Genomic DNA, 26,565 nt, shown 5'->3' with positions numbered 1-26,565 from the left:
GTCAGGCCGCCTGCACGAAGCTGTCGATTACCCGCTTGGTCCCGGCTTTCTCGAATTCGATCTCGAGCTTGTTGCCTTCCTGTCCGGTCACTTTGCCGTAGCCGAACTTGTCGTGAAAGACGCGGTCGCCGATCGCGATGTCAGTCCTCGGCTTGGCCGCGAAGCTGGCGGCGCTGCGGCGCGATTCGGGCAGTTTCTTGGGCGTCGCGTCGTAACCGCTGGCGACCGCGCGCTGCCAGCCCGGGCCGCGCGAGCCGGCGCGGCTGGGCGCATCGCGCGCGACATGCGCGAACGGATCGTCACGATCCGAAAAACCTGCGCGCCATAGCGAGGCTCCGCCGGTCATCGTGGTTTCGCTGTCGACATGCTCGTCGGGCAATTCCTCCACGAAGCGGGAGGGAATCGAGCTGGTCCACTGGCCGTAAATACGGCGGTTGGCAGCGTGGATGATCGTACAGCGTCGCCGTGCGCGGGTGATGGCGACATAGGCGAGGCGGCGCTCTTCCTCGAGGCTGGCGAGGCCGCCTTCGTCGAGCGACCGCTGCGACGGAAACACACCTTCCTCCCAGCCTGGCAGGAAGAGGTTGTCGAACTCGAGGCCCTTGGCCGCGTGAATGGTCATGATCGTGACCTTCTCGGTCTCGTCCGACGCATCGTTGTCCATCACCAGCGCGACGTGCTCCAGAAAATCGCCGAGGGTCTCGTAATCCTCCATTGCACGCGCGAGTTCGGACAGGTTCTCGAGCCGACCGGCGCTTTCGGCCGAGCGATCCTTGTTGAGCATGTCCTCGTAACCCGATTCCTGCACCACGGTGCGGAGCAATTCGGCAGGCGGCACGGTCTCGCTCATCTCGCGCCAGCGCAGGAAATCCCGCATCAGCGCGGCGATCGTCCCGCTGGCGCGCTTGGGCAGTTCGTCGCTGTTGGCCAGTTGTAGCGAAGCGGCCGCGAGCGGAAGCCCGTTGGCTCGCGCATGGCGGTGCATCGCTTCGAGCGTCTTGGCACCGAGCCCGCGCTTGGGCTGGTTGTAGATCCGCTCGAAGGCGAGATCGTCCTGCGGCTGCGCGATCACGCGGAGGTAGGCGAGCAGGTCGCGGATTTCCGCACGCTCGTAGAAACGGAAGCCGCCCACGATGCGATAGTTCACGCCGATCTGGATGAAGCGGTCTTCGAACTCGCGCGTCTGGTATTGCGCCCGCACGAGGATCGCGACCTTGTTCAAGTCGGCCCCTTCGCCTTCGAGGCGCTCGATTTCCTCGCCCACGCGGCGGGCTTCCTCGGGGCCGTCCCACACGCCGATCACGCGGACTTTCTCGCCCGCATCCTGCTCGGTCCAGAGCGTTTTCTCGTGCCGCTCGCTATTGGCGCGGATCAGGCCCGAGGCGGCGCCGAGGATATGCGGCGTGGAGCGATAATTCTGCTCCAGCTTGACGACCTTGCATCCGGGAAAATCCTTCTCGAACCGCAGGATGTTGGCCACTTCTGCGCCGCGCCAGGAATAGATCGACTGATCGTCGTCCCCAACCACGCAGATATTCTTGCGCTCCTGCGCGAGCAGCCGCAGCCAAAGATACTGGACCGCGTTGGTGTCCTGATATTCGTCCACCATGATGTATTTGAAGCGCTGCTGGTACTGCGAGAGCACCTCGCGCTCTTTGCGGAAAATGTTGAGCATGTGCAGCAGCAGGTCGCCGAAGTCGCACGCGTTGAGCGCTTTCAGGCGATCCTGGTACAGCCGATAGAATTGCTGGCCCTTGCCGTTGGCATAGGCTTCGCTTTCCGCCGCATCGATATCGGCCGGGTTGAGGCCACGGTTCTTCCAGCGATCGATCAATCCGGCGAGCTGGCGCGCCGGCCAGCGCTTCTCGTCCAGCTCGGCCTGCTGGATCAACTGCTTGAGCAGGCGAATCTGATCGTCTGTGTCGATGATCGTGAAATTGCTCTCCAGCCCCACCAGTTCGGCATGGCGGCGCAGCATTTTCGCTGCGATCGAGTGGAATGTGCCGAGCCATGGCATGCCCTCGACGCGATCGCCCAGCAATTGCCCCACCCGCTCGCGCATTTCGCGCGCGGCCTTGTTGGTGAAGGTGACGCACAGGATTTCGCTGGGCCAGGCGAGTTGCTTGTTGACCAGATAGGCGAGCCGGTGGGTGAGGGCAGCGGTCTTGCCGGTCCCGGCGCCAGCCAGCATCAGCACCGGGCCATCGGTCGTGGTCACGGCTTCGCGCTGCGGCGGATTGAGCCGCGCAAGGAAGGCGCGTTCGCCATCGCTCATAATCGGTTCGGGCAGGGGAAGATTGTCGCTCACGGCGAACAGTTAGGGAACACGATTCGTCGCGGCAAGGCCTCGCATCACCCGTTTACCGGAACGCAGCGCCGCCCGGTCCCGTTTAGCTGTCACAACTCTCCGAAAGGACCCGAATTATGAAAAAGCTCTTGATGACTACCGCCGCCGCTGCCGCTGCGATTACCATGGCTCCCACCGCCATGGCCCAAGACGGTACAATGGATGTCGAACTGACCACGCAGCAACAGACGATGTATGATGGTTGGCCCGCTGAAAACCGCGCCACGTACGAAGGCTGGCCGACCGAAGTGCGGACGTATTACTGGACGCTGAGCGAGCCGCAGGCAAAGGTCTGGTGGAAATTGAACGACGAACAACGCGTCGCACTTTACGAGATGGAACCTACCCAGCGCGATGCGACGTGGCAGTCGATTGCTCAGCAGGTTGCCCAGCGTAGCGGTACGACCGCGACCCGTTCTTCGGCCAGCACGACCGGCGATATCCGCTACCAGTCGAACGAAATGATCCAGTCGGTGCCGACGAACCGCGTCCAGGGCGAGTACCCGATCTGTGAGGGCGATCAGCAGGACAGCTGCATCCAGCCCCGCGCTGCCGGCAAGAATTGGGGTAACCGTCCGCTCGATTACTGGCCGGGCAAGCCCGCCAGCGAGATGAAGAAGGACAATCAGTAACCCATCTTCCGACCATCCCAAAAAGGGCGTCGCTTCGGCGGCGCCCTTTTTCTATGGTCGAAGCGAAATTCTGAGAGGAGGAAAATCGATGCTGACAGGCGGCTGCCACTGCGGGGCGGTTCGGTATGAAGTCGAAGGTGACCCGATCAACCACGCGTTGTGCCATTGCATCGACTGCCAGCGCAATTCAGGTGCGCCGATGGTCGGCTGGCTGATGGTAGACGACACCGCATTGCGGGTAACGGGCGAGCCTTCGATCTATTCCTCCTCCGAACATGCGCGACGCTATTTCTGCATCCAGTGCGGCACCGGCCTGTTCTACTCGAATGATGAAATGCTGCCCGGCCGCGTTGATATACAGAGCGCCACACTCGACGAACCCGAAACGGTACCCGCGCAAGCGCACATCCAGGTCGCGGAACGGATCGGCTGGATGAAGGATGTACACGAGCTGCCCGAGTTCGAACGTTTCCCCGGCGGCGGAGACGAGGAAGGCTAGGTTATTCCGGTCGCAGCAGGGTCAGCTTGGCCTTGCCGACATTGCGTTCGGCCTCGATCGCCAACGTCCTGATCGCGATATCCTCGTCGCGCGCGGTTTCGAGTGCGATCCATGTCCCTTGGCCTATCCAGCCAAGCCGGACCATCCGATCAAGCGCGACCTGACCGGCACCGGTGCTATAGGGAGGATCTAGCAGGATCAGGTCGGTTGCCTGTTTGGCCGGGCCCAACCCCATGACCGAACCGGCTTGCACGGTCGTTATCCCGCGTGCGTCCAGCGACGTGATATTCTCGCGGATCGTGTCGAGCGCACCACGTTCTTCCTCGACGAAGAGGCAGTGCGCAGCGCCCCGCGACAATGCCTCAAGCCCCAGCGCGCCCGACCCTGCAAACAGGTCGGCGACGGCGAGGTCTTCGAAACTGCCCAACCGGCTGGTGAGCATGTTGAACAGCGTTTCGCGTGTGCGATCGGCGGTCGGGCGCGTGGCATCGCCCTTGGGCACGGCGAGCCTCCGTCCGCGCCACTTGCCCGCGATGATACGAAGTCCGCCCGACTTCACAGCTTGAGCGACCGCTTGAGGTTGTCGACCATGTTCCGTGGCACCTTATCGGTAGTCCCGCGCTTCAGATCGCCGAGCGGGAAGGGGCCGTAGGCGGTGCGGACCAGACGCGAGACCTTGAGGCCGAGATGTTCCATCACCTTCCGGACTTCGCGGTTCTTGCCTTCGGTAATCGAGACCTCGATCCACTGGTTCGCGCCGGTGCTGCGCTCCATGTTGGCATCGATCCGGCCATAGCGGACACCGTCGATCTCGACGCCCTCGATCAGATCTTCGAGCTGTTCCTGCGTCACTTCGCCGAACGTCCGGACACGATAGAGGCGTGGAATCTGGGAAGACGGGAGTTCGAGCGCGCGCTTGAGCTCGCCGTCATTGGTGAGCAGCAGCAGCCCCTCGGTGTTGATGTCGAGCCGACCTATCGGCATCAGCCGCGGCGTATCCTTGGGCACGGCATTGCGCAGCGCTGCGTAAATCGTGGGGCGGCCGCCAGGGTCACGCTCGGCCGTGATCAGGCCCTGGGGTTTGTTGAAGCGCCAGATTTGCGTCGCAGCGGGCTTTTCGACCGGCTTTCCGTCCACCGTCACGCCCTTCAGATCGGGCAGCACGGTGTTCGCCGTATCGAGCGTCTTGCCGTTCAGGCCGACGCGGCCCTCCTCGATCATGCGCTCGACCGCACGACGGCTCGCCACGCCAGCGCGTGCGAGCAGCTTGGCGATACGGTCGCCTTCTCTTTTCGGTTCATCAGCCATCGGCGCTCAATTGCTGGCGCGGAGCAATTCGTCCAGCGTTTCGTGAAAGCGGGCAATCCCCGTTTCGAGCGTTCCGAGCGTAATTTCGGGCACGGCGCCACTGGCCAGCCCCTGCTGCCCGAGCTCGGCCGCGCGGAAATCCTCGCTTGCGAACACGCCGGCGTCGAGCAGTTCCCAGCTACGCTGCCAGTGATCGCGCGCCTTGTCGGTCTGCGGAGCTTCGGGAATCAGCATGAAATCCTCGACCAGCGTCGATTCGTGCGATTGCGGCATCAGCGTCATGACGTTGATGTAATCGGGGCTGATGACGATCACCGTGCCCGGCACGAGCTGGTATGCAAACGTCGCGGTGCGGCGAAGAGCGGCCATGTCGGTGATATCGAGCTCGTCGATCTCGTCCGCGCGGCCGACCAGCGATCGCTGATGCGGGCCGACCATGTCGCCGGCGGTGATCCCGTCTTTGAAAAACGGACCGATCGTTTGCGAGTGAAGCCGCTGCACATGGTAGCTTTCGAGGAAGGCATCCATGATCAGCTTCCAGTTTCCCGCCACCGTATGTGTGCGTCGGGCGAAAAGGTGCATGCCGTTCATCTCGAGAGCGTCGAAATCCTCGCCCAGCGTTTCTGCATCGCAAAAATCGGCGTCGGAGGAAGGCGCGAACCAGATCAGCCCGCCGGCCTCGATGCTGGGTAGTTCCACCAGCCCCATTTCGGATTTTTCGAGTCCGGGAAAGGTGTCCGGGCGGGGCAGGGCGAGAAGCCGTCCGTCGAGCGCATAGGTCCAGGCGTGATACGGGCATGTGAGCCGCTTGCCGCACTGGACTTCGTTGCCTTCGACCAGTCGTGTCGCGCGGTGGCGACAGACATTGGCGAACACACGCGCTTCGCCTTCAGCATCGCGGGTGAGCAGCAGCGCGCGCCCGGTCGCATCGTGCGCCACCGACATGGCCGGGTCGGGCAGGAGTGCGGATGGCGCAATTACTTGCGGCATCTTGTCGAACAGGGCGGCCTTCTCGCGCGCGTAGAAATCGGGATCGGTGTAGCGGCTGGCGGGCAGCGTCAGCCCTGCTTCGCCCTGGCGCGCATCACCATCCGCGATGGACTGTGCCAGCGCCGATTGTCCTGGTGTGGGCTGCGGGCCCTTGCCGGAGCGTGGCTTGTCACCAGCTGTGGTGGCCATATCCATTTCCTATTCACTTGCCTCACGGCTAGTCTGCCAGCAAATCCGCGAAAACAAAAGGAACGCGAATGGCCGATACGGCGATAGAGGATGGAGACGGCAAGGCGAAGAAGCCGGGCTGGGGGACGCTGCTCCGTTCGCTGCGTAATCCGAAAAGCGGCTTCATGGTGCTGTTCGGTTTCGCACAGGGCCTTCCACCAGCCCTGTTTCTCGGCACGCTCTATGCCTGGTTGAGCGAGGCAGAAGTCGATCTCGAAACGATGGGTGTGTTCTCGCTCGTCGGGCTTGCCTACGCGTTCCAGTTCCTATGGTCGCCGCTGCTCGACAAGGTCGATATCCCCGGATTGCGCAAGCTCGGCAAGCGCAAGCAATGGATCGCGCCGATGCAGCTGACGGTGGGCATCGCCTTGCTCATCATGAGTTTTCTCGATCCGCGCAACGCGCTCGGCTGGTTCAGCCTGCTGGCCGCGATCGGCGCTTTCGCCAGCGCGACGCAGGACATTGCGATCAATGCGTGGCGCATCGACGTGGCTGACGAAGAAGCGACGCTGGATATCCTTTCGACCATCACCCAGATGGGCTTTCGCCTCGCCGCGTTGATCGGCGGCGCGTTGGGCCTGATCATCGCCGAGCGGATCGGTTGGCCGCAGACCTATCTGATCATGAGCGGGTTGATGCTCGCGATCGGCATCGCCAGTCTCTTTGCGCCGGATGCCGATGTTGCGAAGCGCTCCGCCGCGACGGTCGCAGCGAACGAGGAAGAGGTCGCCGAACTCTACAATGTCGGCGAAGTGACCGAGAAGGTGCGCAATCGTGCGCTGCTCGCGGTGGGATTGCTCTGGGCATGGGCGATCGGCACGGTGGTGGTCTTCATGGTCCGCAGCATGACAGCCGCTCCCGAAGATCGACCCGACGTCACGCTCTTCACCACCACCTACGGCCCGCTCATCGTTGTCGCGACCGTGGTCCTTCCCGCCTTCATTGCCGCCTGGGTCGCAAAGCAGAAGCGACGCGGAACCAACGTCATCGTCGCATCGACAGGCGATGAGCCGAAACGCACGGTCAAGTTCACCGACCACCTCTACCGCGCTCTCGTCCTCCCGCTGGTCGAGTTCGTCGGTCGTTTGGGATGGTCGCTGGTGCTGATCCTCGCGCTGGTGCTGACCTACCGGATTTGCGATTCGATATGGGGCGTGTTTGCCTATCCCTTCTATCTCGGAGAACTGGAGTACACCGGCGACCAAGTTGCGTTCGCCTCGAAGTTCTTCGGCGTATTCGCGATCATTCTTGGCCTGGCCTTTGGCGGCTGGATCATCACGAAGTTCGGGCGCATGTTCACCTTGACGTTGGGCGCCGCGCTCGCCGCCGCGACGAACCTTCTGTACGCCGACCTCGCCGCAGGCGGGGCGGTGATGCAAGGGGGAAGCGATGCGATCGGCTTCACCGCACTGGTCAACTTCATCGCGGGTGTCTTCCAGATGACCGATATCGATGGGCTGGCGCGGCTGACCTTCACCATTTTCTGGGAAAATCTCGCGATCGGGATTGCCGGGGCGGCCTATATCGCCTGGCTTTCGAGCATCGTCGCAAAGGAATATGCCGCCGTGCAATATGCGCTGCTGGCCTCATTGACGCTGCTGGTGGGCACGATCGGGCGCGGCGCGCTGGGCGAGATGATCGAGGATCGCGGCTATTACTACGTGTTCATTTTTACCGCGATTATCGGGGTGGTTGCCGTGGCGCTGTGCGTGATGGAATGGATCCGCGAAGCGCGCAGCGGCGCGGCGAGCGGCGTCGTCCAGCCGGACAAGCACGTCGCGGGCAGCTAGTCGGGCGCTTCGTCGTTGAGGCGCAGGACTTCGCCTGCAAGGTAAAGCGATCCGGCGATCAACACGGGCAGACCGTCGTCGGGGAGTTCGGCCAGAGCGGCTTTGACCGACGGGAAGGCGCGCGCCCGATCGCCGAACGCTGCGGCGTCATGCCATTCGTGCGCGGGCACTGGAACGGCAGAGATGCTGGCGATGCTCTCCGCCAACGGTTCGACGACGCCGCGAGGGTCCTTGTTCGCCAGCATGCCGAGCACGAGATGCACGCGCCGCCCTGCGAAGTGACGCGCCAGCGCTTCGCCTGCAGAGCGGTTGTGCCCGCCATCGAGCCAGGTCTCGCGCGCGCCGGTGAGGGGGCCAACCGACAATCGCTGCAACCGTGCCGGCCAGCGCGCTTCGAGGATGCCGCGGCCCAGCGCTTCCTCCGACACGCTGACGAAGTCCTGATGCCGCAGCATCGCGACCGCCAGCGCCGCATTCTCGGCTTGGTGCGCACCGGGCAGGGCAGGCAGCGGCAAGGCGAGCCGCCCGTGGCGATCCTCGTATTCTATGCCTGCGCCCACGCTGGCGAACCATTCGCGCCCGCGCATCGCCAGCGGCGCGCCGGCGGCCATGGCGGCGCGTTCGATTTCTAGGGTCGGCCCCTCATCGTAGGACAGAGTCACCAGCGAACAGCCCGGCTTGACGATACCTGCCTTCTCGAAGGCGATCCGGGCCATCGGATCTTCGGGCACGCCTGTTTCGCGCGCGAGCAGGAAGCGCTCATGGTCGATTCCCAGCGCCGCGATCCCGCAGGCTGCCGGATGCTCGATCACATTGGTCGCGTCGAAACGACCGCCAAGACCCACTTCGATCACGCAGGCATCGGCCAGAGTCCGTGCGAAGGCGAGGAAACTCGCCGCGATCGTGACTTCGAAGAAGCTGGGCGCGAGGTCTTCGCCCGCGTCGAGCACTTCTTCGAGAAGATCGGCGAGCGTGTCATCCGAGATCAGCTCTCCGGCGACGCGGATACGCTCATTGTAGCGCACGAGGTGCGGGCTGGTGGCGACATGGACGCGCTTGCCGTCCGCCTCGAGCATGGCGCGCAGGAAGGCACAGGTCGAACCCTTGCCGTTGGTCCCGGCGACATGGAACACGGGCGGCAGCCGCGTCTGCAGATCGCCCAGCCGGGCAAGCAGCGCACGCATCGTATCGAGCCCCAGCCGCCCCTCGGGCAGCGATAACGCAGCGAGCCGATCGAGCTGCGCCTGCACGCGGGCGTCGGACGAAGTGGCGAAGTCACGCATCAGATGCTCCCCGATCGGGGAGGGATCACTAGGCCGCTTCCCTCGGGGCGAGGTAATCCAGCAAGAGGGCGAGTTCATCGCGCAGTTCGTGGCGGTGGACCACCCGGTCGACCATGCCGTGTTCATGCAGGTATTCGGCGCGCTGGAATCCGTCGGGCAGTTGTTCGCGGATCGTGTTCTGGATCACGCGCGCCCCGGCAAAGCCGATCAGCGTGCCCGGCTCGGCGATATGGACGTCGCCCAGCATGCCATAGCTGGCGGTGACGCCGCCGGTGGTCGGATCGGTCAGTACCACGATATAGGGCAGGCCCGCTTCTTTCAGGCGGCGCACGGCGACCGTCGTCTTGGGCATCTGCATCAGCGAGAGGATGCCTTCCTGCATCCGTGCGCCGCCGGCGGCGGTGCAGATGATGTAGGGCACCCGTTCCTTCAGCGCACGATCGACGCCGTGGACGAAGGCGGCGCCCACCGCCATGCCCATCGATCCGCCCATGAAGGCGAAATCCTGCACGCCGACGACGGCGCGGTGACCCTTGATCGCGCCGATCGCATTGGTCAGCGCATCGGGATGCGGGTTCTTGGCGCGCGCCTGCTTGAGGCGGGCCTGATAGGGCTTCGTATCCTTGAACTTGAGCGGGTCTTCCTTGACCTGCGGCGTCGGCAGGATCTCGTAGCCTTCGTCGAGCAGGATCGTGAAGCGCATGTCGGTGCCGATGCGCCCGTGATGGTCGCAATTCGGGCAAACCCGCGCGTTCTCGTCATATTCCTTGGTGAAGACCATCTCGTCGCAAGCGGGACACTTGATCCAGAGATTGTCGGCGGTTTCGCGCTTGGCCCCGAAGGGCAGCGAGTTTCGGACACGTGATAGCCAGCTCATGCGTCGGCCTTTGACGCGGAATGCACCGCCTTGGCAAGGGCCGAGACGGCATCGCGCAAGTGCTGCGGCGCATCCTTCCCATGCTCGCCGACCAGTTCGACCAGCGCCGAGCCGACCACCACGCCATCGGCATGCTGAGCGATATCGGCGGCCTGGTCGGGCGTGCGAACGCCGAAGCCGACCGCGACGGGCAAGTCGGTCTGCCCTTTCAGCCGCGCGACCGCATCGGCGATCGAGGCGCTGGCGGCCTGCTGTTTCCCGGTGATCCCGGCGACCGAGACGTAATAGAGGAAGCCGCCCGCGCCATCGAGCACTTGCGGCAGGCGCTTGTCGTCGGTGGTCGGCGTGGCAAGCCGGATCACCGCGATGCCCTTGTCGCGCAAGGCCGGGCCGAGATCGGGGTCTTCCTCCGGACCGAGATCGACGCAGATCACGCCGTCGACGCCTGCATCTTTCGCCGCACTGGCGAACCATTCCGGCCCACGCCGCACCATCGGATTGGCATAGCCCATCAGCACCAGCGGCACGTCCGGATGGCGCGCGCGGAACCGGGTGGCGATCGCGAGCACATCGGCGGTGCTCGTCCGTTTGCCGAGGCTGCGCAGGTTCGCGGCCTGGATCGCGGGACCATCGGCCATCGGATCGGTGAAGGGCATGCCGAGCTCGATCACATCCGCACCGCCCTCGACCAGCGCATCGAGATTGGCATCGGTGTCGCCATCGCCCGCGGTGACGAAGCAGACGAGGGCAGGGTGCGGCTTGCCAAAAGCGGCGGCGAAGCGATCCGGGGACGTGTCGTTCATACTAGAAGGCTCGAAGCTGAAGCGTGGACCGGGTGTTACACTGTTCAGGAAAACAAAATCCGGCGGGATATGAGGTGGGCCTTAGGGCATGCGAAAAGGAGAGGAAAGCGCGGGTCATCGGTGGATTATGGCATGGTTCGAAGGATGTAGGACAGCCTGATCGATAGAGCGACTCTCAGGCCCCCTCACCTTCAGGGGAGGGGGTTGGGGGAGGGGCATCGCGCATCTCCCCAACGATCGTCGACAATCGCATCAACATGCCGTCCATATTCCCCATCACATCCGAATTGAGAAACCGCACCACACGATAGCCCTCGCGCTCCAGGAACGCGGTGCGATCCGCATCATATGCTTCGCGCCCCGCATGCGTATCTCCATCCAGTTCGATCACGAGTTTCGGATCGTTAGACGCAAAATCGGCGATGTAATTTCCGATCACCTTCTGACGCCGGAACTTGATACCGTGGAACCGGCCAGCCCGCAGTTCGAGCCAGAGCCGTTTCTCCGGCTCAGTCATCTGCTTGCGCATTTGCTTCGCGCGTTCGGTCAATTTGCGATCGCGCATGCCCCTCTCCCAACCCTCTCCCCTGAAGGTGAGAGGGCTTTTTAGATCTCCACCCCCAGCGCATCGGCGACGGTGAAGATGTCCTTGTCGCCGCGTCCGCATAGATTGGCGAGGATGATCGCATCGCGGTCCATTTCGCGCGCGCGATCCGCCACCGCGGCAATCGCGTGGCTCGGCTCGAGCGCGGGGATGATGCCTTCGGTGCGGCACAGCAGCTGAAACGCGTCGAGCGCCTGCTTGTCGGTCACGGCGGTGTAGTCGACGCGGCCCGAATCCTTCAGCCACGCGTGCTCCGGGCCGATGCCGGGGTAATCGAGCCCGGCGCTGATCGAGTGGCCTTCGGTGATCTGGCCGTCCGCGTCCTGCAACAGATAGGTCTTGTTGCCGTGGAGCACGCCCGGCGCGCCGCCGAGCAGGCTGGCGGCGTGCTCGCTGCCGTCGAGCCCGTGGCCCGCAGCCTCGACGCCGAGCATCTTCACGTCGGGATCGTCGAGAAACGGGTGGAACAGGCCGAGCGCGTTGGAGCCACCGCCGATCGCGGCGACCAACAGGTCTGGCAGGCGACCGATGCGGTCCTGCATCTGGGCCTTGGCTTCTTTGCCGATCACGCTCTGGAAATCGCGGACCAGCTCGGGATAGGGGTGCGGCCCGGCGGCGGTGCCGATGATGTAGAAGGTGTCGTGGACATTCGCGACCCAGTCGCGCAGCCCTTCGTTCATGGCGTCCTTCAGCGTGGCGCGACCGCTGGTGACGGGGATTACCTCAGCTCCGAGCAGTTTCATCCGGAATACGTTGGGTTGCTGCCGGGCGACGTCGGTCGCGCCCATGTAGACGGTGCAGGGCAGGCCGAAGCGCGCGCAGACGGTGGCGGTCGCGACGCCGTGCTGGCCCGCACCTGTTTCGGCGATTATCCGCGTCTTGCCCATGCGCCGCGCGAGCAGGATCTGGCCGACGCAATTGTTGATCTTGTGCGCGCCGGTGTGATTGAGCTCGTCGCGCTTGAACCAGACTTGCGCGCCTTTTCCTTCCGGGGCGTCCTGCCGCAGCGCCTCGGTCAGGCTCTCGGCGTAATAGAGCGGGCTGGGGCGGCCGACATAGTTCGCCAGCAAGTCGTCGAATTCGGCATGGAAGGCGGGATCGGCCTGCGCGGCACGGTATTCGCGTTCCAGATCGAGCACCAGCGGCATCAGCGTCTCGGCGACATAACGTCCGCCGAATTGTCCGAAATGCCCGCGTTCGTCGGGCTGGTTGCGATAGGAATTGGGGGTCTGGTCGTTCACGCAAGATCCGTTTGTGCTGAGCCGGTTGGAGCATGGGTAATGCCGCCCATGGGGCCCGGTGGAAGATTTGGCACACGCCTAAAGGCCATTGGCGATCGCCACAAGTTCGCTGCGCGCAAGAGCTTGGAGCGGAAGCTGAACCCGATCCCAGCTCGGGGACGGCAGAAAAACCGGCCAAGATCGAAAGCCCGCCTGCCCACTCTTTCTATGAAGGGGAAGTAAGGTTTTGGCTCGGTCCGGCGCTCCGATGCGTCGTGGCCAATCGGTAGGATGTTTCTATGTGCAAAATTGCTCTGTTTTCTGCTCTCCTCCTCGCCCTTCCGGCGACCCCGGTGTTGGCGGGCGAAGCGACCGGCGGCCCCCGCGCCGAGCTTCGCGGCGGGGTTGCCTGGTCGGAAGATCATACCGATCCCGTCGCGGGCGTTGCGGCCGGGTACGACTTCGACCTCGGCGACCATACGTTCCTGGGCGCTGAAATCTCTGGCGAAAAGATCCTGGCAGAGGATACATTCGTGGAATTGGCGCTCACGGCTCGCCTCGGCACGGCCGTAAGCAAGAAGGGCAGCGTTTTTGCAAATGGCGGCTACACCTTCACCCATCACGGCGACGGTCCGCATGTCGGGCTCGGCTACGAACATCACCTCGGCCACGGCGGGACCTATATTTCTGCCGAATACCGCCACGTGTTCGTGGACCATCACGAAACCAACGCGATCACCATCGGCATCGGCACGTTCTTCTGACCTGCGGGTCCGGGCGGGAGTGCGCACACGCAACCCCGCTCGTCCCGTGAGGGCGGGCTTCAGGCGGCGCGCGCCGCCTTGCAAAAGGCACGGATCTTGTCCAAATCCTTGACGCCGGGCTCGCTTTCGGTGCCGCTCGACGTATCGACCAGCACCGCATCGGTATCGCGGATCGCCTGCGCGACATTGTCCGGATCCAGCCCGCCGGCAAGGCCGTAGGGAATGGCACCGTCATAGCCGGCAAGCAGGCTGTGGTCGAAGGTGACGCCATTGCCTCCGGGCAGTTTCTTTGCCGGCGCATCGAACAGCAGCATGTCGGCGCCGCCCTCATAGGCCTTGGCCCGCTCGAGCGTATCGGCGCTGGACAGACCCAGCGCTTTCCAGAGGCGGCACGGCACGTGCGGGCGCAACGCCTGCAGCCATTGCGGCGCTTCGAGGCCATGAAACTGCACGATGTCCGGCTTCACCGTATCGATCGCGGTCGCGGTTTCCTTGGGCTGCTGGTTGACGAGCAGCAGCACCACTTCGAGCGACGAGGGTGCACGCATCCGCAGTTTGGCCGCCTGGTCGAGCGTCACGTGCCGCGGGCTCGGCTCGTAGTGAACCAGGCCGATATGGGTTGCCCCGGCCTCGGCCGCAGCGTCCATCGCCGCTTCGTCGCGAATGCCGCAAATCTTGATCTGTATCGTCATACGATGCGCGATGGCGCGGATGGGCGCGCGGTGCAACCCCGGGGGTGCTCGACTAGCGCCGCGCCTTTTCCGCCATGCGGATCGTGCGCTCGATCGCCTTGCGGGTAGCGGGTGCCGAATGGCTCATCAGGATCGTGCGCGCATCGGGGAAGGCCTCGGCGAAATTGCGGGCGGCGGTCGCGTAGTAATCGACATCCGCATCGCCGAGATTGCCGAGGCTGGGCGATTTCGCGCCCTTGATCAGGCACCCGCCGAACGCGAACCCCTCGCCGGGCAGGCCCACGGTGATGTTGTCGCGCGTGTGCCCCGGGCCGGGGTAGAAAACGCGTAATGGGCCGAGCGCTTGTGCGGCTTCGCCGGTTGCGAAGCCATCCGATCCGAAGGCGATCGCGTGTCTGGCCGGCTCGAACCCGATCGTGGGCGCAAGTTCGTTGGTCAGCGGATGCGCCCAGGTCTCGATGCCCGCGCGGTGCAGCGCGCCGATCCCGCCCATCTTGTCCTGGTGGAAATGGGTGATGACGGCCGTGCGCACCGGCCTGTCGAGCACGACGGCGGCATAGCGCAGGATGTCTTCGGTCTGCCCGTCGGTCCAGGCCGTGTCGACGAGGATCGCTTCGTCCTCACGCAGAACGATCAGACCGTTGGACGACACCGGCCCGTAGCCGGGCAGGGAAAGCGACGACGTGTGCATCCACACAGTGTCGCTAATCTTGCTGAGCGTGACCTCTCCGAATTCGACCGTGCTCTCGATCACCGCGCTGTCGGTAGCGCGATAGGCGTCCTTCGGCATCGAATAGCAGGCCGAGAGCGCCAGCAGCGCGGCAAGGGCGGCGACGCGCCTCACAGGGTGGCTTCTATCTCGCGCGCGGCGGCGACGGGGTCGCCGGCCTTCGAAATCGGGCGGCCGACCACCAGCACGCTGGCCCCGTCGTCGCGCGCCTGGCGCGGGGTGACGACGCGCTTCTGGTCTCCGCTCGCCTTGCCGCCGGGACGCAGGCCGGGGACGACGAAATAGCCGTCCGACCATTGCTTGTGCACCGCGCCGACTTCGGCACCCGAGCACACGATCCCGTCGAGTCCGGCGCTTTCGGCCAGTTCGGCGAGGCGCATGACCTGGTCGTGCGGCGATCCATCGATCCCGGTGCGCGCCATGTCCCGTTCGTCGAGACTGGTGAGCAGCGTGACGGCGACCACCTTGGTGTTCTCGCCCGCCGCGGCCTTGGCATCTTCCATCATCGCGCGCCCGCCGCTGGCATGCACCGTCACGATCGACGGTTCGAGCACGTGGAGGGAATGCATCGCGCCCGCCACGGTGTTGGGAATGTCGTGCAGTTTCAAATCGAGAAAGATCGGCAGGCCGAGATGCGCAATCTCGTGTACGCCGTGATGGCCGTGCGCGCAGAAGAATTCGAGCCCCAGCTTGAAGCCGCCGACATGTCCCTTGACCTTCTTGGCCAGGGCGGTGGCCGCATCGAGCTGCGGCATGTCGAGCGCGAGGAAGACGGGATTGTGGTTCATCAGATCGGTTCGGTCCTCGGAGGGGAAGGCGGGGTGTGTTCGCCGGTATCGGCGTGGGTGTCGGGCTGGGGATCGACCGAATCGGGGATTCCGTCGCCGTCGCGATCCCGGATCGTCTCGGTGTGCTCGCGCGCGTAGTTGAGCGAATTGGCACGCTGCGCGCTTTCGAGCGCATTGATCCGCCGCTTGAGGCGCCATTTCTCGCCGCGATGGATCAGCCACATCGGGATCAGGCCGAGCGCGAAGGCGATCACCACCACCGCAGGCAGACGCGTATCCCACACGATCCCGTCCCAGATCGTCACGCTGATCTGGTCGCCCGCCATCGTCGTCGTCCAGTTGGCAACCGAAAAGGCGACCAGCAGCACCAGCAGGAGCGCCCAGAGAACCAGTTTTACCACTTGCATCGCATTGCTCTCCGTCGTTTCGGGCCAGCTTAACCGCTACCGCATCATTGCGATAGGGCGGTCAATCGTCGCTGTCGTCCGTGTCGGCGAAGACGCGGTCGAAAATCGTGTCGACATGCTTGAAGTGGTAATCGAGGTCGAACCGTTCCTCGAGCTTTTCGTCGCTGAGCGCCGCCGTGACTTCGTCATCGGCCTTGAGCAGGTCGAGCAGCGAGAGCCTCCCGTCCGATTCCCATACCTTCATCGCGTTGCGCTGGACGAGGCGGTAGGCATCCTCGCGGCTGACGCCGTTCTGGGTGAGGGCGAGCAGCACGCGCTGCGAATGAACGAGGCCTCCCATCCGGTCGAGATTGGCCTGCATGCGCTCGGGATAGACGAGCAGCTTGTCGATCACACCGGTGAGCCGGGCGAGCGCGAAATCGAGCGTGATGCAGGCATCGGGACCGATGAACCGCTCGACCGAGGAGTGCGAGATATCGCGCTCGTGCCACAGCGCCACGTTTTCGAGTGCGGGCAAGGCATAGGCACGGATCATGCGCGCCTGGCCGGTGAGGTTCTCGGTCAGGATCGGGTTGCGCTTGTGCGGCATCGCCGACGAACCCTTCTGTCCGGGGGAGAAATACTCCTCCGCTTCGAGCACTTCGGTGCGCTGCAGATGGCGCACTTCGACCGCGATCCGCTCGATCGATCCGGCGACCACTGCCAGCGTGGCGAAGAACATCGCATGCCGATCGCGCGGGATCACCTGGGTCGAGACCGGCTCGGGCACCAGCCCCATTTCGGCGGCAACATGCGCTTCGACTTGCGGATCGACATTCGCGAAGGTGCCGACCGCCCCCGAAATCGCGCAGGTCGCGATCTCGGCACGGGCATCCCACAGGCGCTCGCGATTGCGCAGCATTTCGGCATAGGCCTGAGCGAGCTTGAGGCCGAAGGTCACCGGCTCTGCGTGGATGCCGTGGCTGCGGCCGATCGTGGGGGTGTACTTGTGTTCCTCGGCACGGCGCTTGATCGCTTCGAGCAGCGCATCCATGTCCTCGATCAACAGATCGGCCGACCGCATCAGCTGCACCGCCAGCGTGGTGTCGAGCACGTCGGAGCTGGTCATGCCCTGATGCATGAAGCGCGCTTCGTCTCCGACATTCTCCGCCACCCAGGTGAGGAAGGCGATGACGTCGTGCTTAGTGACCTGCTCGATCGCGTCGATCGCATCGACATCGATCTTGGGATTGGTGGCCCACCAGTCCCACAGCGCCTTGGCCGCGCTTTCGGGGACCACGCCGAGTTCGGCGAGCTTGGTGGTGGCGTGGGCCTCGATCTCGAACCAGATGCGGTATTTCGCCTCCGGTTCCCAGATCGCGGTCATGTCGGGGCGGGCGTAACGGGGGACCATCGGCAACTCCGGTTGGGGATTCGAGTTAGGCGCGCGACTATGGAGAGCCCGGCCAAATGGCAAGTCGCCAGCGCGTCCCCTCCCGTATGGCGAAGATGAATTCGGTGTTTGCCATGCGCCGGTGGGCCGTGCATCATGCACGACATAAAGATTAGAGGTCGATACCAAGTGAAATTGCACGAACTGCTTTGCGCCACCGCCGTCGTGGCCGTTTGCGCCAGCCCTGCCTACGCCGGTGAAGAGGTGATTTACGAGGCTGCGCCAGCCTGGGTGGAGCCGGTGGATTTCGATGCCGCGCTGGCCAAGGACGAGATGCTCGTGCTGTTCGATCGCCAGGTGCGAATGGAAGACGGTGTCGTCCACGATTATCTCGATATCGCCTACAAGATCGAGACGCCGCAGGCGCTGACCCAGCTGGGTACGGTCCAGGTGCCGTGGCTTCCCGACAAGGGCGATCTGTTCGTCCACAATCTCGAGATCGTGCGCGATGGCGAGGTTATCGACCTGCTTGCGAACGGAGGCGATTTCGACGTCCTGCGGCGCGAGCAGCAACTCGAAAGCCGCTCGCTCGACGGGATGCTGACGGCGACGATGGCGATCCCCGGCCTGCGGGTGGGTGACGTATTGCGGATGCGCCGCTCGACGACGACGCGCGACCAGGCGCTCAATGGCGAGATGCAGGTTCTCCAGGGTGTGTTCGCCGAACCCGCCGAACTCGGGTTCGGTCGCATGGTGGTGACCTGGCCCGAAGGCACCGCCATGCGCTATCAGGTCACGCGCGATGTCGCGCTGGCCGAGCCCGAGACGGTCGATGGCTATCGCAGGCTGGCGATCGAATTCCCGGTCGACGAACTCGATGAAATGCCGGGCGACGCACCGGCGCGGTACCAGCAAGCCTCTCTGCTGCAAGTGGGGACCTATCGCAGCTGGGAAGAAGTCTCGGCCAAGATGGCGCCGCATTTCAGCACCGAAGGTTCGATCACGCCGGGCGGCGATGTCGCGCGCGAAGTCGCCTCGATCGAAGCACAGACCGACGTTCCGCTCGAACGCGCCGCCTTAGCGCTGCAGGTCGTGCAGGACCGTATCGCCTACCTGTTGAACGGGCTCGATGGCGGAAATTACCTGCCGCAACAGCCCGAACAGACCTGGGAGCTGCGCTACGGCGACTGCAAGGCGAAATCGATGCTGCTCCTCGCCATGCTGCGCGAAATGGGCATCAAGAGCGAAGCCGTGCTGGTGCGCAGCCAGGCGGGCGACTGGGTACGCGAAATGCTGCCCATGCCGGGCGATTTCGATCACATGATCGTGCACGCCACGATCGATGGGGAAGATTACTGGCTCGATGGGACCAATGCCGGGATTCGCCTCTCGACGATCGGCGAAGTCCCGCGCTTCTTCTACGCGTTGCCGTTGCGCGAAGGCGGGGCCGAGCTGGTCCGGATGGATCAGCGCTGGCAGGATACGCCCGATCGTGCGACCCGGGTTTCGATCGATCAATCGGCCGGGTTCGATTACCCCGCACTGTTCGATATCGATGTGAAGGTGCAGGGCGCGATGGCAGCGCGATTCCAGAACATCGACGATACCACCGAAGAAGATGAAATCACCGCGTTCGCGTCGCAATATGCCAGCGATATCGTGGGCGACAACATCGTCTTCCAGGCCGATATCGAATATGACGAGGACACCGGCATCGCCCGGGTCATCGCCAAGGGCCTGACTTCGACCTGGTGGGATATCGATCGCAACAGCGCGACGCTGACGCCGTACACATCCAGCAACGGGATGACGTTCTCGCCCGATCGCGCGCGCCGCGAATGGCGCGACATTCCCTATCAGGTCGGTGGGCCGCTGCGGCTGACCGAACAGGTCGAGATTCGCCTACCCGAAGGCAATGCCGATTACGTCCTTCGCGGGACCGATGCCGATGCGCAGATGGTGGGCGGATCGCGGATCACGCGGACCGCCACGCTCGATGGCAACATGCTGCGGGTGCGATCGGACAAAGCGGAAATACCGGTCGAAATCCCGGCCGACGAGTTTGCGGTCAATCGCCGTGCGGCGAACAAGCTTAAAAGCGGCGACTACAAGGTCCGCGCCAATGAAGGCGTCACCCGGTATTGGGAATATTCGCCTGAGGAGGTCGCCAAGCGGATGGAAGGGATCGAGGATGCGCTCGATCAGTATGTCGCGCTCGATCCGGACGATGCCGATCGGCTGAGCCTGCGGGCCGGCATGATCGGTACCTATACCTACGATTACGAAGCGGCGGCGCGCGATCTTACCCGTGCGATCGACGAAAAGCCCAGTGCCGAGCTCTATGCGGTTCGCGCCCAGACCTATGCCAATGCCGGTGAGTGGGAGCGTGCGCTCGACGACGCGCTATACGCCTACGATCTCCAGGGCGATTTCGCGATGGCCGCCCAGCTGGCCGATATCCAGGCGAAGAACGGCGATGTCGAGGGCGCGCTTGCCCTGCTTGAGGAATTCGACCTCGGGGGCGACGATCGGGTCGCGCAAGCCCAGCTTCGCGCCGAGCTCGAAGGAAGTGCGGGTCGCGCCGATGATGGATTCGCGATGATCGAGCAGATCCTGACCGAGCGCCCGGGCGACGCCCAGCTGCTCAACGCGAAGTGCTGGCACATGGGCACCTGGCGCTACAAGCTGGACGAGGCCGAAGCGGTCTGCTCCGAGGCGGTGCAGACGTCGAGCTACGACGCCAGCGTGCTCGATAGCCGGGCGATGGCCTATTACCGGCTTGGTGAATTCGACAAGGCATTGAAGGATATCGATGCCGCGTTGAGCAAGGAGCCGAACATGGCGGCGTCGCGCTATCTCAAGGGCGTTATCCTGTCCGAACAGGGGCGGAAGAAGGAAGGGCGCGAAGAAATCGCCTATGCCAAGCGGCTGGCCCCGCAGGTGGTGCGTCAATACGCGCTCTACGGCATCGAACAGCCTGAATAGACCGAGCAACCGAAGGGGCTAGATCAGCCCCTTCGCGCGCAAGGATGCGTGCCCCTCGCGACCGACGATGACGTGATCGTGCACGGTCACGCCCAATAGCCTTCCGGCTTCGGCGATGCGGCGGGTGATCTCGATGTCGGCGCGGCTTGGCTCGGGGCTGCCCGAGGGGTGGTTGTGCACGAGGATCAACGCGGTCGCGCCCAGTTCGAGCGCGCGCTTGATCACTTCGCGCGGATGGATCGCGGCCTCGTCCACCGATCCGTCCGACACGTGCTGGTCGAGGATCAGGCGATTGCGCGCATCGAGGTGGAGCACCCGGACCCGCTCGTGGGTGAGGTGCGCCATGTCGATATGGAGGTAATCGATCAGCGCCTGCCAGCTGCCAAGCACCGGCTTTTCCGCAATCTGCGCGCGCGCCATGCGACGGGCTGCGAGCGCGACGATTTTCAGCGCGGCGGCGCTCGTCTCGCCCATCTGTGGATGATCGGCGAGCGCCGAGGCATCGGCGTTGAGCACGGCGGCAAGGCTGCCGAAGCGTGCGATCAGCGATTTGGCGATCGGCTTGGTATCGATCCGCGGCCGCGCGGTGGCAAGCAGGTATTCGAGCACTTCGTAATCGGCGAGCGCTTCGGCCCCGCCCTCGAACAGCTTTTGCCGCAATCGCGCGCGATGGCCGCTCCGCCCTGAAGAGCCCGGTGTTGCGTCGTTTTCACCCATCCCGCATCCCGCGCCCCCTGCCGCATCGATCGCCGGATCAGCATTGCCTTTGCACGGGTCCGGGCGCAAGGGGATGGCGATGGCCGAGGGGCAGACAGAAGCGAAAGACGTCAAACCATCGCCATCGGCACGGCGGGGCGGTTTCTGGCGTCGCGTGTTCCCCTGGATCGCAATTGTCGTGTTCGTGGTGATCGGCTTCGCCTGGTCGCAACGTGTCGAGATTGCCGACGATCTGATCGCCGGAGAGCTCGAAAAGCAGGGCATCCCGGCGACCTACGAGATCGAGCGGATCGGCGGGCAGCGGCAGGTTTTGCGCAATGTCGTGATCGGCGATCCCGAACGCCCCGATGCTACGGTCGAACGCGTCGAGGTGCAGCTTGGCTGGAGCTTCGCCGGGCCGAGCGTGCGCTCGGTCACGCTGGAAAAGCCGCGCATTTTCGGGCGGTTCACCGATGCCGGGCTGAGCTTTGGCACGCTCGATCCGATCCTGTTCAAGGAGAGCGCACCCGATGCGCCTCCGTCGCTGCCCGATCTCGACGTCCGCATCGTGGACGGTCGCGCGCGGGTCGCCTCGCCCTACGGTGTGCTGGGGCTGGCGCTCGACGGCAGCGGCAATCCGAGCGACGGGTTCGAAGGGCAAGTCGCGGCGCTGGTGCCGGACCTTCGGTTCGAGGGATGCTTGGCCGATCGCGCAAGCTTCTTCGGCAAGGTTACGACCTCCGACAGCGCCCCGCATCTCGACGGACCGCTGCGCCTGCGCGCGCTCGAGTGCGCGGATCGCGATGTCGCGCTGGCCTCGCTCGACGCCGAACTCGACGCGCAGTTTCCCGCCACGTTCGATGCGGCAGAAGGCACGGTCTCGCTGACCGGCGGCGAGGGGCGCTACGCCGATTACGCAGCCCAGGGGATCGAGGGCGATATCACCTTCACCCTCGACCGCAGTGCAGCAACCGCTGATTACGACCTCGCGCTGGTCGGCCTCGATACGCCGCAGGCAGAGGTCGGCCGGCTCGCGAGCGAAGGCGTCCTTCGCCTGCGCGACGATTATGCGCGAATGGAATGGAGCGGCGAATTCGACGGCAGCAATCTGCGCCCAGGCGCCGCGCTCGATCGGGCGCTGGCGGGCTTCGGGAGCGGTGCCAGCGAAACGCCGATCGCGCCGCTGGCGGCCAAACTGCGCGCGGCCCTGCAGCGTCAGGCACAGGGAAGCAGTCTTGCCGGGGCGTTCACCGTCAGGCGTGCCGATGGCGGCATCCGCGTGATTGTGCCGCAGGCGCGCTGGCGCAATCGCAGCGGCGCGCTGCTGGCCGAAGCGGACCGATTGCGCTGGGCCGATGGTGGAGGGATCGCCGGCTCGTTCCGCACTGGCGGTCCCGATATGCCGCGCATCGCCGGTACGTTGGAAACCACCGGGCGCGGGGCGGCGACATATCGCATCGAGATGGCGCCTTACGAAGCGCGCGGCGCCAGCCTTGCCTTGCCCGATTTGAGGATCGAGCAAGCGGCGTCGGGCCGTCTCGTCGCGCGCGGCGATGTACGCTTGAGCGGGCCGCTGCCCGGCGGACGGGCGGAAAATCTCGCGTTCCCGATCGACGCCGTGGTCTCGCCGGATGGTGCCTTCAGCGCGTTTTCCCGGTGCACGCCGTTCCGGTTCGATAGTCTCGAATACGCCAATCTGGCGCTCGACGGACGCGAGCTGACGCTGTGCCCACCGAGCAGCGGATCGATCGTCCGAGGTGGCGGTGGCGGGCCGTTGCGAATCGTTGCGGGTGCGCCCTCGCTGGCATTGAGCGGGCGGCTCGGCGGCACGCCGATTGCGATCGAATCGGGCCCGGTCGGTCTGGCATGGCCCGGTGTGGTGCGCGCAAGCAGTCTGGCCGTGCATCTCGGCGAGCAAGGCAGCGGCGCGGATTTCGTGCTCTCGGATGTCGATGCGCAGCTGGGCGGAGAAGAGATCGCCGGAACCTTTGCCGATACGGAGGCCAAACTTGTCGCGGTTCCGCTCGACATCGCCAATGCGCGCGGAAACTGGCGCTATGCAGGTGGCCGGTTGATACTCTCCGATGCCACCTTCCTGCTCTCCGATCGCAACGATCCGGAGCGCTTCTACCCGCTCGACGCGACCGAAGGCCAGCTGACGCTCGAGAACAGCACGATCCTCGCCGAAGCGAATCTGCGCGATCGAGATACGCAGCGCGTGGTCGCCGCGCTCGATGTCGTGCACGATCTTACCACTGCCTCGGGCCGCGCCGATCTCGACACCGACGGCTTGCTGTTCGACGGCGAGCTGCAGCCGCAGGACATCACCTATCTCGCCAAGGGCGTGATCAGCCTGGTGGATGGCCGGATCGACGGCGATGGCTGGGTCCTCTGGGGTGAGGGCGGGCTTACCAGCGGCGGCGAATATTCCACCGCCGATCTCGATTTCGCGGCCCCCTTCGGCCCGGTCGAGGGCGCGTCGGGCTCGCTCGTCTTCACCGATTTGCTCGGCTTCGAAACCGCGCCGGGACAGACATTCCAGGTCCGCTCGATCAATCCGGGGATCGAGGTGCGCGACGGGCAGGTCACGCTGGCACTGCGCGAGGGCTTCGAGATCGATATCGAGGAGGGGCGCTGGCCGTTCATGGGCGGATCGCTCGAGCTGATGCCAACGCGTGTGAGCTTCGGTGAAGGCACGGTGCGCAATTTCACGCTGATCGTTACGGGGCTCGAGGCGGCGCAATTCGTCGAACAGTTCGATCTCGCCAATATCAGCGCTACCGGCACCTTCGACGGGGCGATGCCACTGGTCTTCGACAAGGACGGCGGTCGGATCGTCGACGGGCGGCTCACCTCGCGGCCGCCGGGCGGCAATCTCTCCTATGTCGGCGAATTGACCTACGAAGATCTGTCGACGATGGCGAACCTCGCCTTCAATATACTGCGATCGCTCGATTATTCGAAGATGCGGATCACGATGGATGGCGAATTGACCGGCGAAATCGTCACGCGCGTGCAGACCGAAGGCGTCCGCCAGGGCGAAGGCGCCGAACGCAATCTGATCACCAAGAGCCTCGAAGGCGTGCCGATCGAGCTCAACATCAATATCAACGCGCAGTTCTACGGCCTGATCGCGATGCTCAAGAGTTTCTACGACCCGACCCTGATCCGCGATGCGCGGTCGCTCGGCCTGATCGACGAGGATGGCAACATTCTGGCCCGCGAGGTCCGCAACCCGCCGGCCGAGGTCGACCCCGAGGATATTCAGCCTTCCGAAAGCGAGGATAAGCCATGATTTCGTCGAAATACGTTGCTCTGTTGGGCTTGTCTGCGATCGCGGCAGGGCTGGGCGGGTGCATCTCGGTCGATACGCCTACCGAACCGATCGTGATCGAACTCAATATCAACATCCGGCAGGAAGTGATCTATCGCCTTGCCGCCGATGCCGAAGACGCGATCGACGAGAATGCCGATATATTCTGAGCCGGGCCCCCGGCCGAACGAGAACGAAGGAGCGAAGACATGATTCGCAAGACACTGATTACCGCCGCAGCCATCGGTTCGATGATGGCGATAGGCGGCACCGCGCAGGCGATGCAGGACCGCGATCCGGCTTACGAAGCCGCGCGTGCTTCGGGCAAGGTCGGCGAGAAGGTCGATGGCTATCTCGGCATCGTCGGCCAGTCGACGCCGGAACTCGAGCGGATCGTCGCCGATATCAATATGCGCCGCCGTGCGGTTTATACCCAGCGCGCTCGCGCCGAACAGGCAACGATCAACGAATATGCGATCGCCGCCGGGTGCAAGCTGATCCTGCGCACGTCGCCTGGAGAAAAGTACCAGGCGCCCGATGGCAGCTGGCAAACCCGCACCCAGGACCGTCCGGTGCTGCTGCCGCAGTGCCCGAAGAACTGAACGGACTGAAAAAGCAGGGCGGAAAAGCTGCCGCGATAGGAGCCTGCTTCGGTTGACTTGTTTTTGCCCCCCTTCTAAGGGGGCGGCGCCCTCGGCGGGCAAGTCTTGGCCCGTGCCGTCAATCCAACCGGAGACACAGGCATGAGCGACGACAAGCCCGCACGGGAACACCTTGAGGAGGATGCGCGAGTCGACGCGCTCGAAGCGCGGCTTAGAGCCGCCGAGAGCCGCGAAGAATTGCGCAACCGCAAGCAATCCTCGGGCGCCGACGCGAATTATCGCAGCGGCAACCGGGTGCTCGCGGATCTCCTTGGAGGGATTCTCGGTGGAGCGGTGATCGGGTGGGCCGTAGGCTATTTCACGAACACCAATCCCTGGGCCCTGCTGGTCGGCCTGTTCCTCGGAATAGTGGTCGCCTTCAGGAACATCATCCGCGCGGCAAGTGTGCGCCCCGATGAATGACCCTTCACGGGTTTCGGGGCGCTTTGCATAGAGATTACAAGGGTTAACGGACGTGGCAGCCGAAGAAGGCAAAGTCGACCCGATGCACCAGTTCTCCATCGAGCCGTTGTTCGGCACGGAGAACCTGGACATCGCCGGTTACAACATCGCTTTCACCAATTCCGCGATGTGGATGCTCATCACCACGGTGGTGCTCTTCCTGTTCGTGCTGGGCGGGATGAAGCGCGAGCTCGTGCCCGGGCGATGGCAGATGATGGTGGAAAGCTTCACCGGCTTCATCGACAACATGCTCGAAGCCAATATCGGCCAGGCGGGGCGCAAATACGTTCCTTACGTCTTCAGCCTGTTCATGTTCATCCTGTTCGCGAACATCCTCGGCCTGCTGCCGCTGGGCGTCGCCGGGATCCACCCGTTCACCTTTACCAGCCATTTCACGGTGACGGGCATTCTCGCCATCCTGAGCTTCTCGATCGTGCTGATCGTCGGCTTCTGGAAGCATGGCCTCCACTTCTTCTCGCTGTTCGTGCCGCACGGCACGCCGCTGCCGATGATCCCGGTGATTGCGCCGATCGAGTTCATCTCGTTCATGGTGCGCCCGTTCAGTCTTGGCCTGCGACTGTTCGTCGCCATGATGGCCGGACACGTGCTGCTGGAAGTTCTGTCGAGCTTCGTGATCGACGGCACCAATGCCGGCATCGGCTTCGGCTTCCTTGTCGGTCTGCCGAGCTTCCTGCTGATGATCGGCATCTGCGCGCTCGAACTGCTGGTGGCCGGCATCCAGGCCTACGTTTTCGCTCTTCTGACGTCGCTGTACATCAACGACGCCGAGAACCTTCACTAAGTCGTCTCAATCTAACGGAATACCAAAGGAGTTCATTATGGATATGGAAGCTGCCAAGCTCATCGGTGCGGGTCTTGCTGCGATCGGCGCCGGTATGGCCGCCATCGGCGTGGGTAATGTGTTCGGTTCGTTCCTCGAAAGCGCGCTGCGCAATCCGGGTGCTGCCGACGGCCAGCAGGGCCGCCTGTTCATCGGCTTCGCCGCGGCGGAACTTCTGGGCCTCCTGGCCTTCGTCGTGTCGATGATCCTGATCTTCGTCGCCTGACGAATATTGGTACGGGCCGGGGCAAGTCTCCGGCCCGTCCCCAAATTGCCTTTCGCCTGAACCGATG

At 64.1% G+C, this 26,565-nt stretch carries 26 protein-coding genes; 11 read left to right on the top strand and 15 right to left on the bottom strand.

What is annotated here, in order from left to right:
- Window position 1: 1 nt before the first annotated feature.
- Complete coding sequence (locus GRI68_RS06300) at window positions 2–2,275, bottom strand: ATP-dependent helicase (RefSeq protein WP_160617870.1); 2,274 nt, start codon at window positions 2,273–2,275, stop codon at window positions 2–4.
- A gap of 149 nt (window positions 2,276–2,424) precedes the next feature.
- Here GRI68_RS06300 and GRI68_RS13625 point away from each other — a divergent pair, with 149 nt between their 5' ends.
- Together GRI68_RS13625 and GRI68_RS06290 are read left to right on the top strand one after the other, a co-directional pair.
- Window positions 2,425–2,979: a hypothetical protein gene (locus tag GRI68_RS13625; protein ID WP_199799720.1), complete on the top strand. Its 555-nt coding sequence runs from the start codon at window positions 2,425–2,427 to the stop codon at window positions 2,977–2,979.
- Window positions 2,980–3,067: 88 nt separating this feature from the next.
- A complete protein-coding gene (locus tag GRI68_RS06290; protein WP_160616458.1) occupies window positions 3,068–3,478 on the top strand; it encodes a GFA family protein in 411 nt (136 codons plus the stop codon).
- A gap of 1 nt (window position 3,479) precedes the next feature.
- Here the strand turns inward: GRI68_RS06290 and rsmD are convergent, their stop codons facing one another.
- Genes rsmD through GRI68_RS06275 form a run of 3 tightly spaced genes read right to left on the bottom strand, consistent with a single transcriptional unit; the run spans window position 3,480 to window position 5,965 of the window.
- Complete coding sequence (gene rsmD, locus GRI68_RS06285; RefSeq protein ID WP_160616457.1) at window positions 3,480–4,037, bottom strand: 16S rRNA (guanine(966)-N(2))-methyltransferase RsmD; 558 nt, start codon at window positions 4,035–4,037, stop codon at window positions 3,480–3,482.
- A complete protein-coding gene (locus GRI68_RS06280) occupies window positions 4,034–4,786 on the bottom strand; it encodes a pseudouridine synthase (RefSeq protein WP_160616456.1) in 753 nt (250 codons plus the stop codon). Before GRI68_RS06280 ends, rsmD begins: the two co-directional genes overlap by 4 nt.
- A 6-nt stretch (window positions 4,787–4,792) precedes the next feature.
- Window positions 4,793–5,965: an aromatic ring-hydroxylating oxygenase subunit alpha gene (locus tag GRI68_RS06275; protein WP_234028726.1), complete on the bottom strand. Its 1,173-nt coding sequence runs from the start codon at window positions 5,963–5,965 to the stop codon at window positions 4,793–4,795.
- A gap of 68 nt (window positions 5,966–6,033) precedes the next feature.
- Between GRI68_RS06275 and GRI68_RS06270 the strand changes: the two genes are divergently transcribed.
- Window positions 6,034–7,794, top strand: coding sequence for an AmpG family muropeptide MFS transporter (locus tag GRI68_RS06270; RefSeq protein ID WP_160616454.1), 1,761 nt, complete (start codon window positions 6,034–6,036; stop codon window positions 7,792–7,794).
- Here GRI68_RS06270 and GRI68_RS06265 read toward each other — a convergent pair.
- The 5 genes from GRI68_RS06265 to trpB form a co-directional block, all read right to left on the bottom strand.
- The gene (locus GRI68_RS06265; RefSeq protein WP_160616453.1) at window positions 7,791–9,077 is read right to left on the bottom strand and encodes a bifunctional folylpolyglutamate synthase/dihydrofolate synthase; all 1,287 of its coding nucleotides are present in this window, start codon (window positions 9,075–9,077) and stop codon (window positions 7,791–7,793) included. The genes GRI68_RS06270 and GRI68_RS06265 overlap by 4 nt on opposite strands.
- A gap of 28 nt (window positions 9,078–9,105) precedes the next feature.
- The gene (gene accD / locus GRI68_RS06260) at window positions 9,106–9,954 is read right to left on the bottom strand and encodes an acetyl-CoA carboxylase, carboxyltransferase subunit beta (RefSeq protein WP_160616452.1); all 849 of its coding nucleotides are present in this window, start codon (window positions 9,952–9,954) and stop codon (window positions 9,106–9,108) included.
- A complete protein-coding gene (gene trpA, locus GRI68_RS06255) occupies window positions 9,951–10,757 on the bottom strand; it encodes a tryptophan synthase subunit alpha (protein ID WP_160616451.1) in 807 nt (268 codons plus the stop codon). Before trpA ends, accD begins: the two co-directional genes overlap by 4 nt.
- A gap of 175 nt (window positions 10,758–10,932) precedes the next feature.
- Window positions 10,933–11,322, bottom strand: coding sequence for an endonuclease domain-containing protein (locus GRI68_RS06250; RefSeq protein ID WP_160616450.1), 390 nt, complete (start codon window positions 11,320–11,322; stop codon window positions 10,933–10,935).
- 41 nt (window positions 11,323–11,363) lie between these two features.
- The gene (gene trpB, locus GRI68_RS06245; RefSeq protein ID WP_160616449.1) at window positions 11,364–12,602 is read right to left on the bottom strand and encodes a tryptophan synthase subunit beta; all 1,239 of its coding nucleotides are present in this window, start codon (window positions 12,600–12,602) and stop codon (window positions 11,364–11,366) included.
- 278 nt (window positions 12,603–12,880) lie between these two features.
- Between trpB and GRI68_RS06240 the strand changes: the two genes are divergently transcribed.
- The gene (locus GRI68_RS06240; protein WP_234028725.1) at window positions 12,881–13,345 is read left to right on the top strand and encodes a hypothetical protein; all 465 of its coding nucleotides are present in this window, start codon (window positions 12,881–12,883) and stop codon (window positions 13,343–13,345) included.
- Between the two features lie 59 nt (window positions 13,346–13,404).
- On the opposite strand, the gene GRI68_RS06235 is transcribed toward GRI68_RS06240, so the two are convergent.
- The 5 genes from GRI68_RS06235 to purB form a co-directional block, all read right to left on the bottom strand.
- Window positions 13,405–14,037: a phosphoribosylanthranilate isomerase gene (locus GRI68_RS06235; RefSeq protein ID WP_160616448.1), complete on the bottom strand. Its 633-nt coding sequence runs from the start codon at window positions 14,035–14,037 to the stop codon at window positions 13,405–13,407.
- Window positions 14,038–14,089: 52 nt separating this feature from the next.
- Window positions 14,090–14,827: a subclass B1 metallo-beta-lactamase gene (gene bla / locus GRI68_RS06230; protein WP_160617867.1), complete on the bottom strand. Its 738-nt coding sequence runs from the start codon at window positions 14,825–14,827 to the stop codon at window positions 14,090–14,092.
- Window positions 14,828–14,877: 50 nt separating this feature from the next.
- Entirely contained in the window at window positions 14,878–15,555 is a 678-nt protein-coding gene (gene pyrF / locus GRI68_RS06225) for an orotidine-5'-phosphate decarboxylase (RefSeq protein WP_160616447.1), read from the bottom strand.
- A complete protein-coding gene (locus GRI68_RS06220; RefSeq protein WP_160616446.1) occupies window positions 15,555–15,962 on the bottom strand; it encodes a LapA family protein in 408 nt (135 codons plus the stop codon). Before GRI68_RS06220 ends, pyrF begins: the two co-directional genes overlap by 1 nt.
- 61 nt (window positions 15,963–16,023) lie before the next feature.
- Complete coding sequence (purB, locus tag GRI68_RS06215; protein ID WP_160616445.1) at window positions 16,024–17,355, bottom strand: adenylosuccinate lyase; 1,332 nt, start codon at window positions 17,353–17,355, stop codon at window positions 16,024–16,026.
- Between the two features lie 168 nt (window positions 17,356–17,523).
- Here purB and GRI68_RS06210 point away from each other — a divergent pair, with 168 nt between their 5' ends.
- The gene (locus GRI68_RS06210) at window positions 17,524–20,319 is read left to right on the top strand and encodes a DUF3857 domain-containing protein (protein ID WP_160616444.1); all 2,796 of its coding nucleotides are present in this window, start codon (window positions 17,524–17,526) and stop codon (window positions 20,317–20,319) included.
- A gap of 18 nt (window positions 20,320–20,337) precedes the next feature.
- Here the strand turns inward: GRI68_RS06210 and radC are convergent, their stop codons facing one another.
- Complete coding sequence (radC, locus tag GRI68_RS06205) at window positions 20,338–21,036, bottom strand: RadC family protein (protein ID WP_160616443.1); 699 nt, start codon at window positions 21,034–21,036, stop codon at window positions 20,338–20,340.
- A 79-nt stretch (window positions 21,037–21,115) separates the two neighbouring features.
- Here radC and GRI68_RS06200 point away from each other — a divergent pair, with 79 nt between their 5' ends.
- From GRI68_RS06200 to GRI68_RS06175, 6 genes are all read left to right on the top strand, one after another.
- Window positions 21,116–24,310: an intermembrane phospholipid transport protein YdbH family protein gene (locus tag GRI68_RS06200; protein ID WP_160616442.1), complete on the top strand. Its 3,195-nt coding sequence runs from the start codon at window positions 21,116–21,118 to the stop codon at window positions 24,308–24,310.
- Window positions 24,307–24,498 carry a YnbE family lipoprotein gene (locus tag GRI68_RS06195; protein ID WP_160616441.1) on the top strand — a complete coding sequence of 64 codons (192 nt, stop codon included), beginning with the start codon at window positions 24,307–24,309 and terminating at the stop codon, window positions 24,496–24,498. The genes GRI68_RS06200 and GRI68_RS06195 overlap by 4 nt, the downstream gene beginning before the upstream one ends.
- Window positions 24,499–24,537: 39 nt before the next feature.
- Window positions 24,538–24,930 carry a YdbL family protein gene (locus GRI68_RS06190; RefSeq protein WP_160616440.1) on the top strand — a complete coding sequence of 131 codons (393 nt, stop codon included), beginning with the start codon at window positions 24,538–24,540 and terminating at the stop codon, window positions 24,928–24,930.
- 141 nt (window positions 24,931–25,071) lie between these two features.
- A complete protein-coding gene (locus GRI68_RS06185; protein WP_160616439.1) occupies window positions 25,072–25,392 on the top strand; it encodes an AtpZ/AtpI family protein in 321 nt (106 codons plus the stop codon).
- An 82-nt stretch (window positions 25,393–25,474) separates the two neighbouring features.
- Window positions 25,475–26,233: a F0F1 ATP synthase subunit A gene (locus GRI68_RS06180; protein WP_160617866.1), complete on the top strand. Its 759-nt coding sequence runs from the start codon at window positions 25,475–25,477 to the stop codon at window positions 26,231–26,233.
- 37 nt (window positions 26,234–26,270) lie between these two features.
- Complete coding sequence (locus tag GRI68_RS06175) at window positions 26,271–26,498, top strand: F0F1 ATP synthase subunit C (protein ID WP_160485897.1); 228 nt, start codon at window positions 26,271–26,273, stop codon at window positions 26,496–26,498.
- The last annotated feature ends 67 nt before the right edge of the window (window positions 26,499–26,565 follow it).

It is taken from the genome of Alteriqipengyuania halimionae (genome assembly GCF_009827575.1).
In the GTDB taxonomy this organism is placed as follows: domain Bacteria; phylum Pseudomonadota; class Alphaproteobacteria; order Sphingomonadales; family Sphingomonadaceae; genus Alteriqipengyuania_A; species Alteriqipengyuania_A halimionae.
The sequence above is the reverse complement of the archived record's forward strand: the minus strand, read 5'-3'. Positions and strand labels throughout refer to the sequence as shown.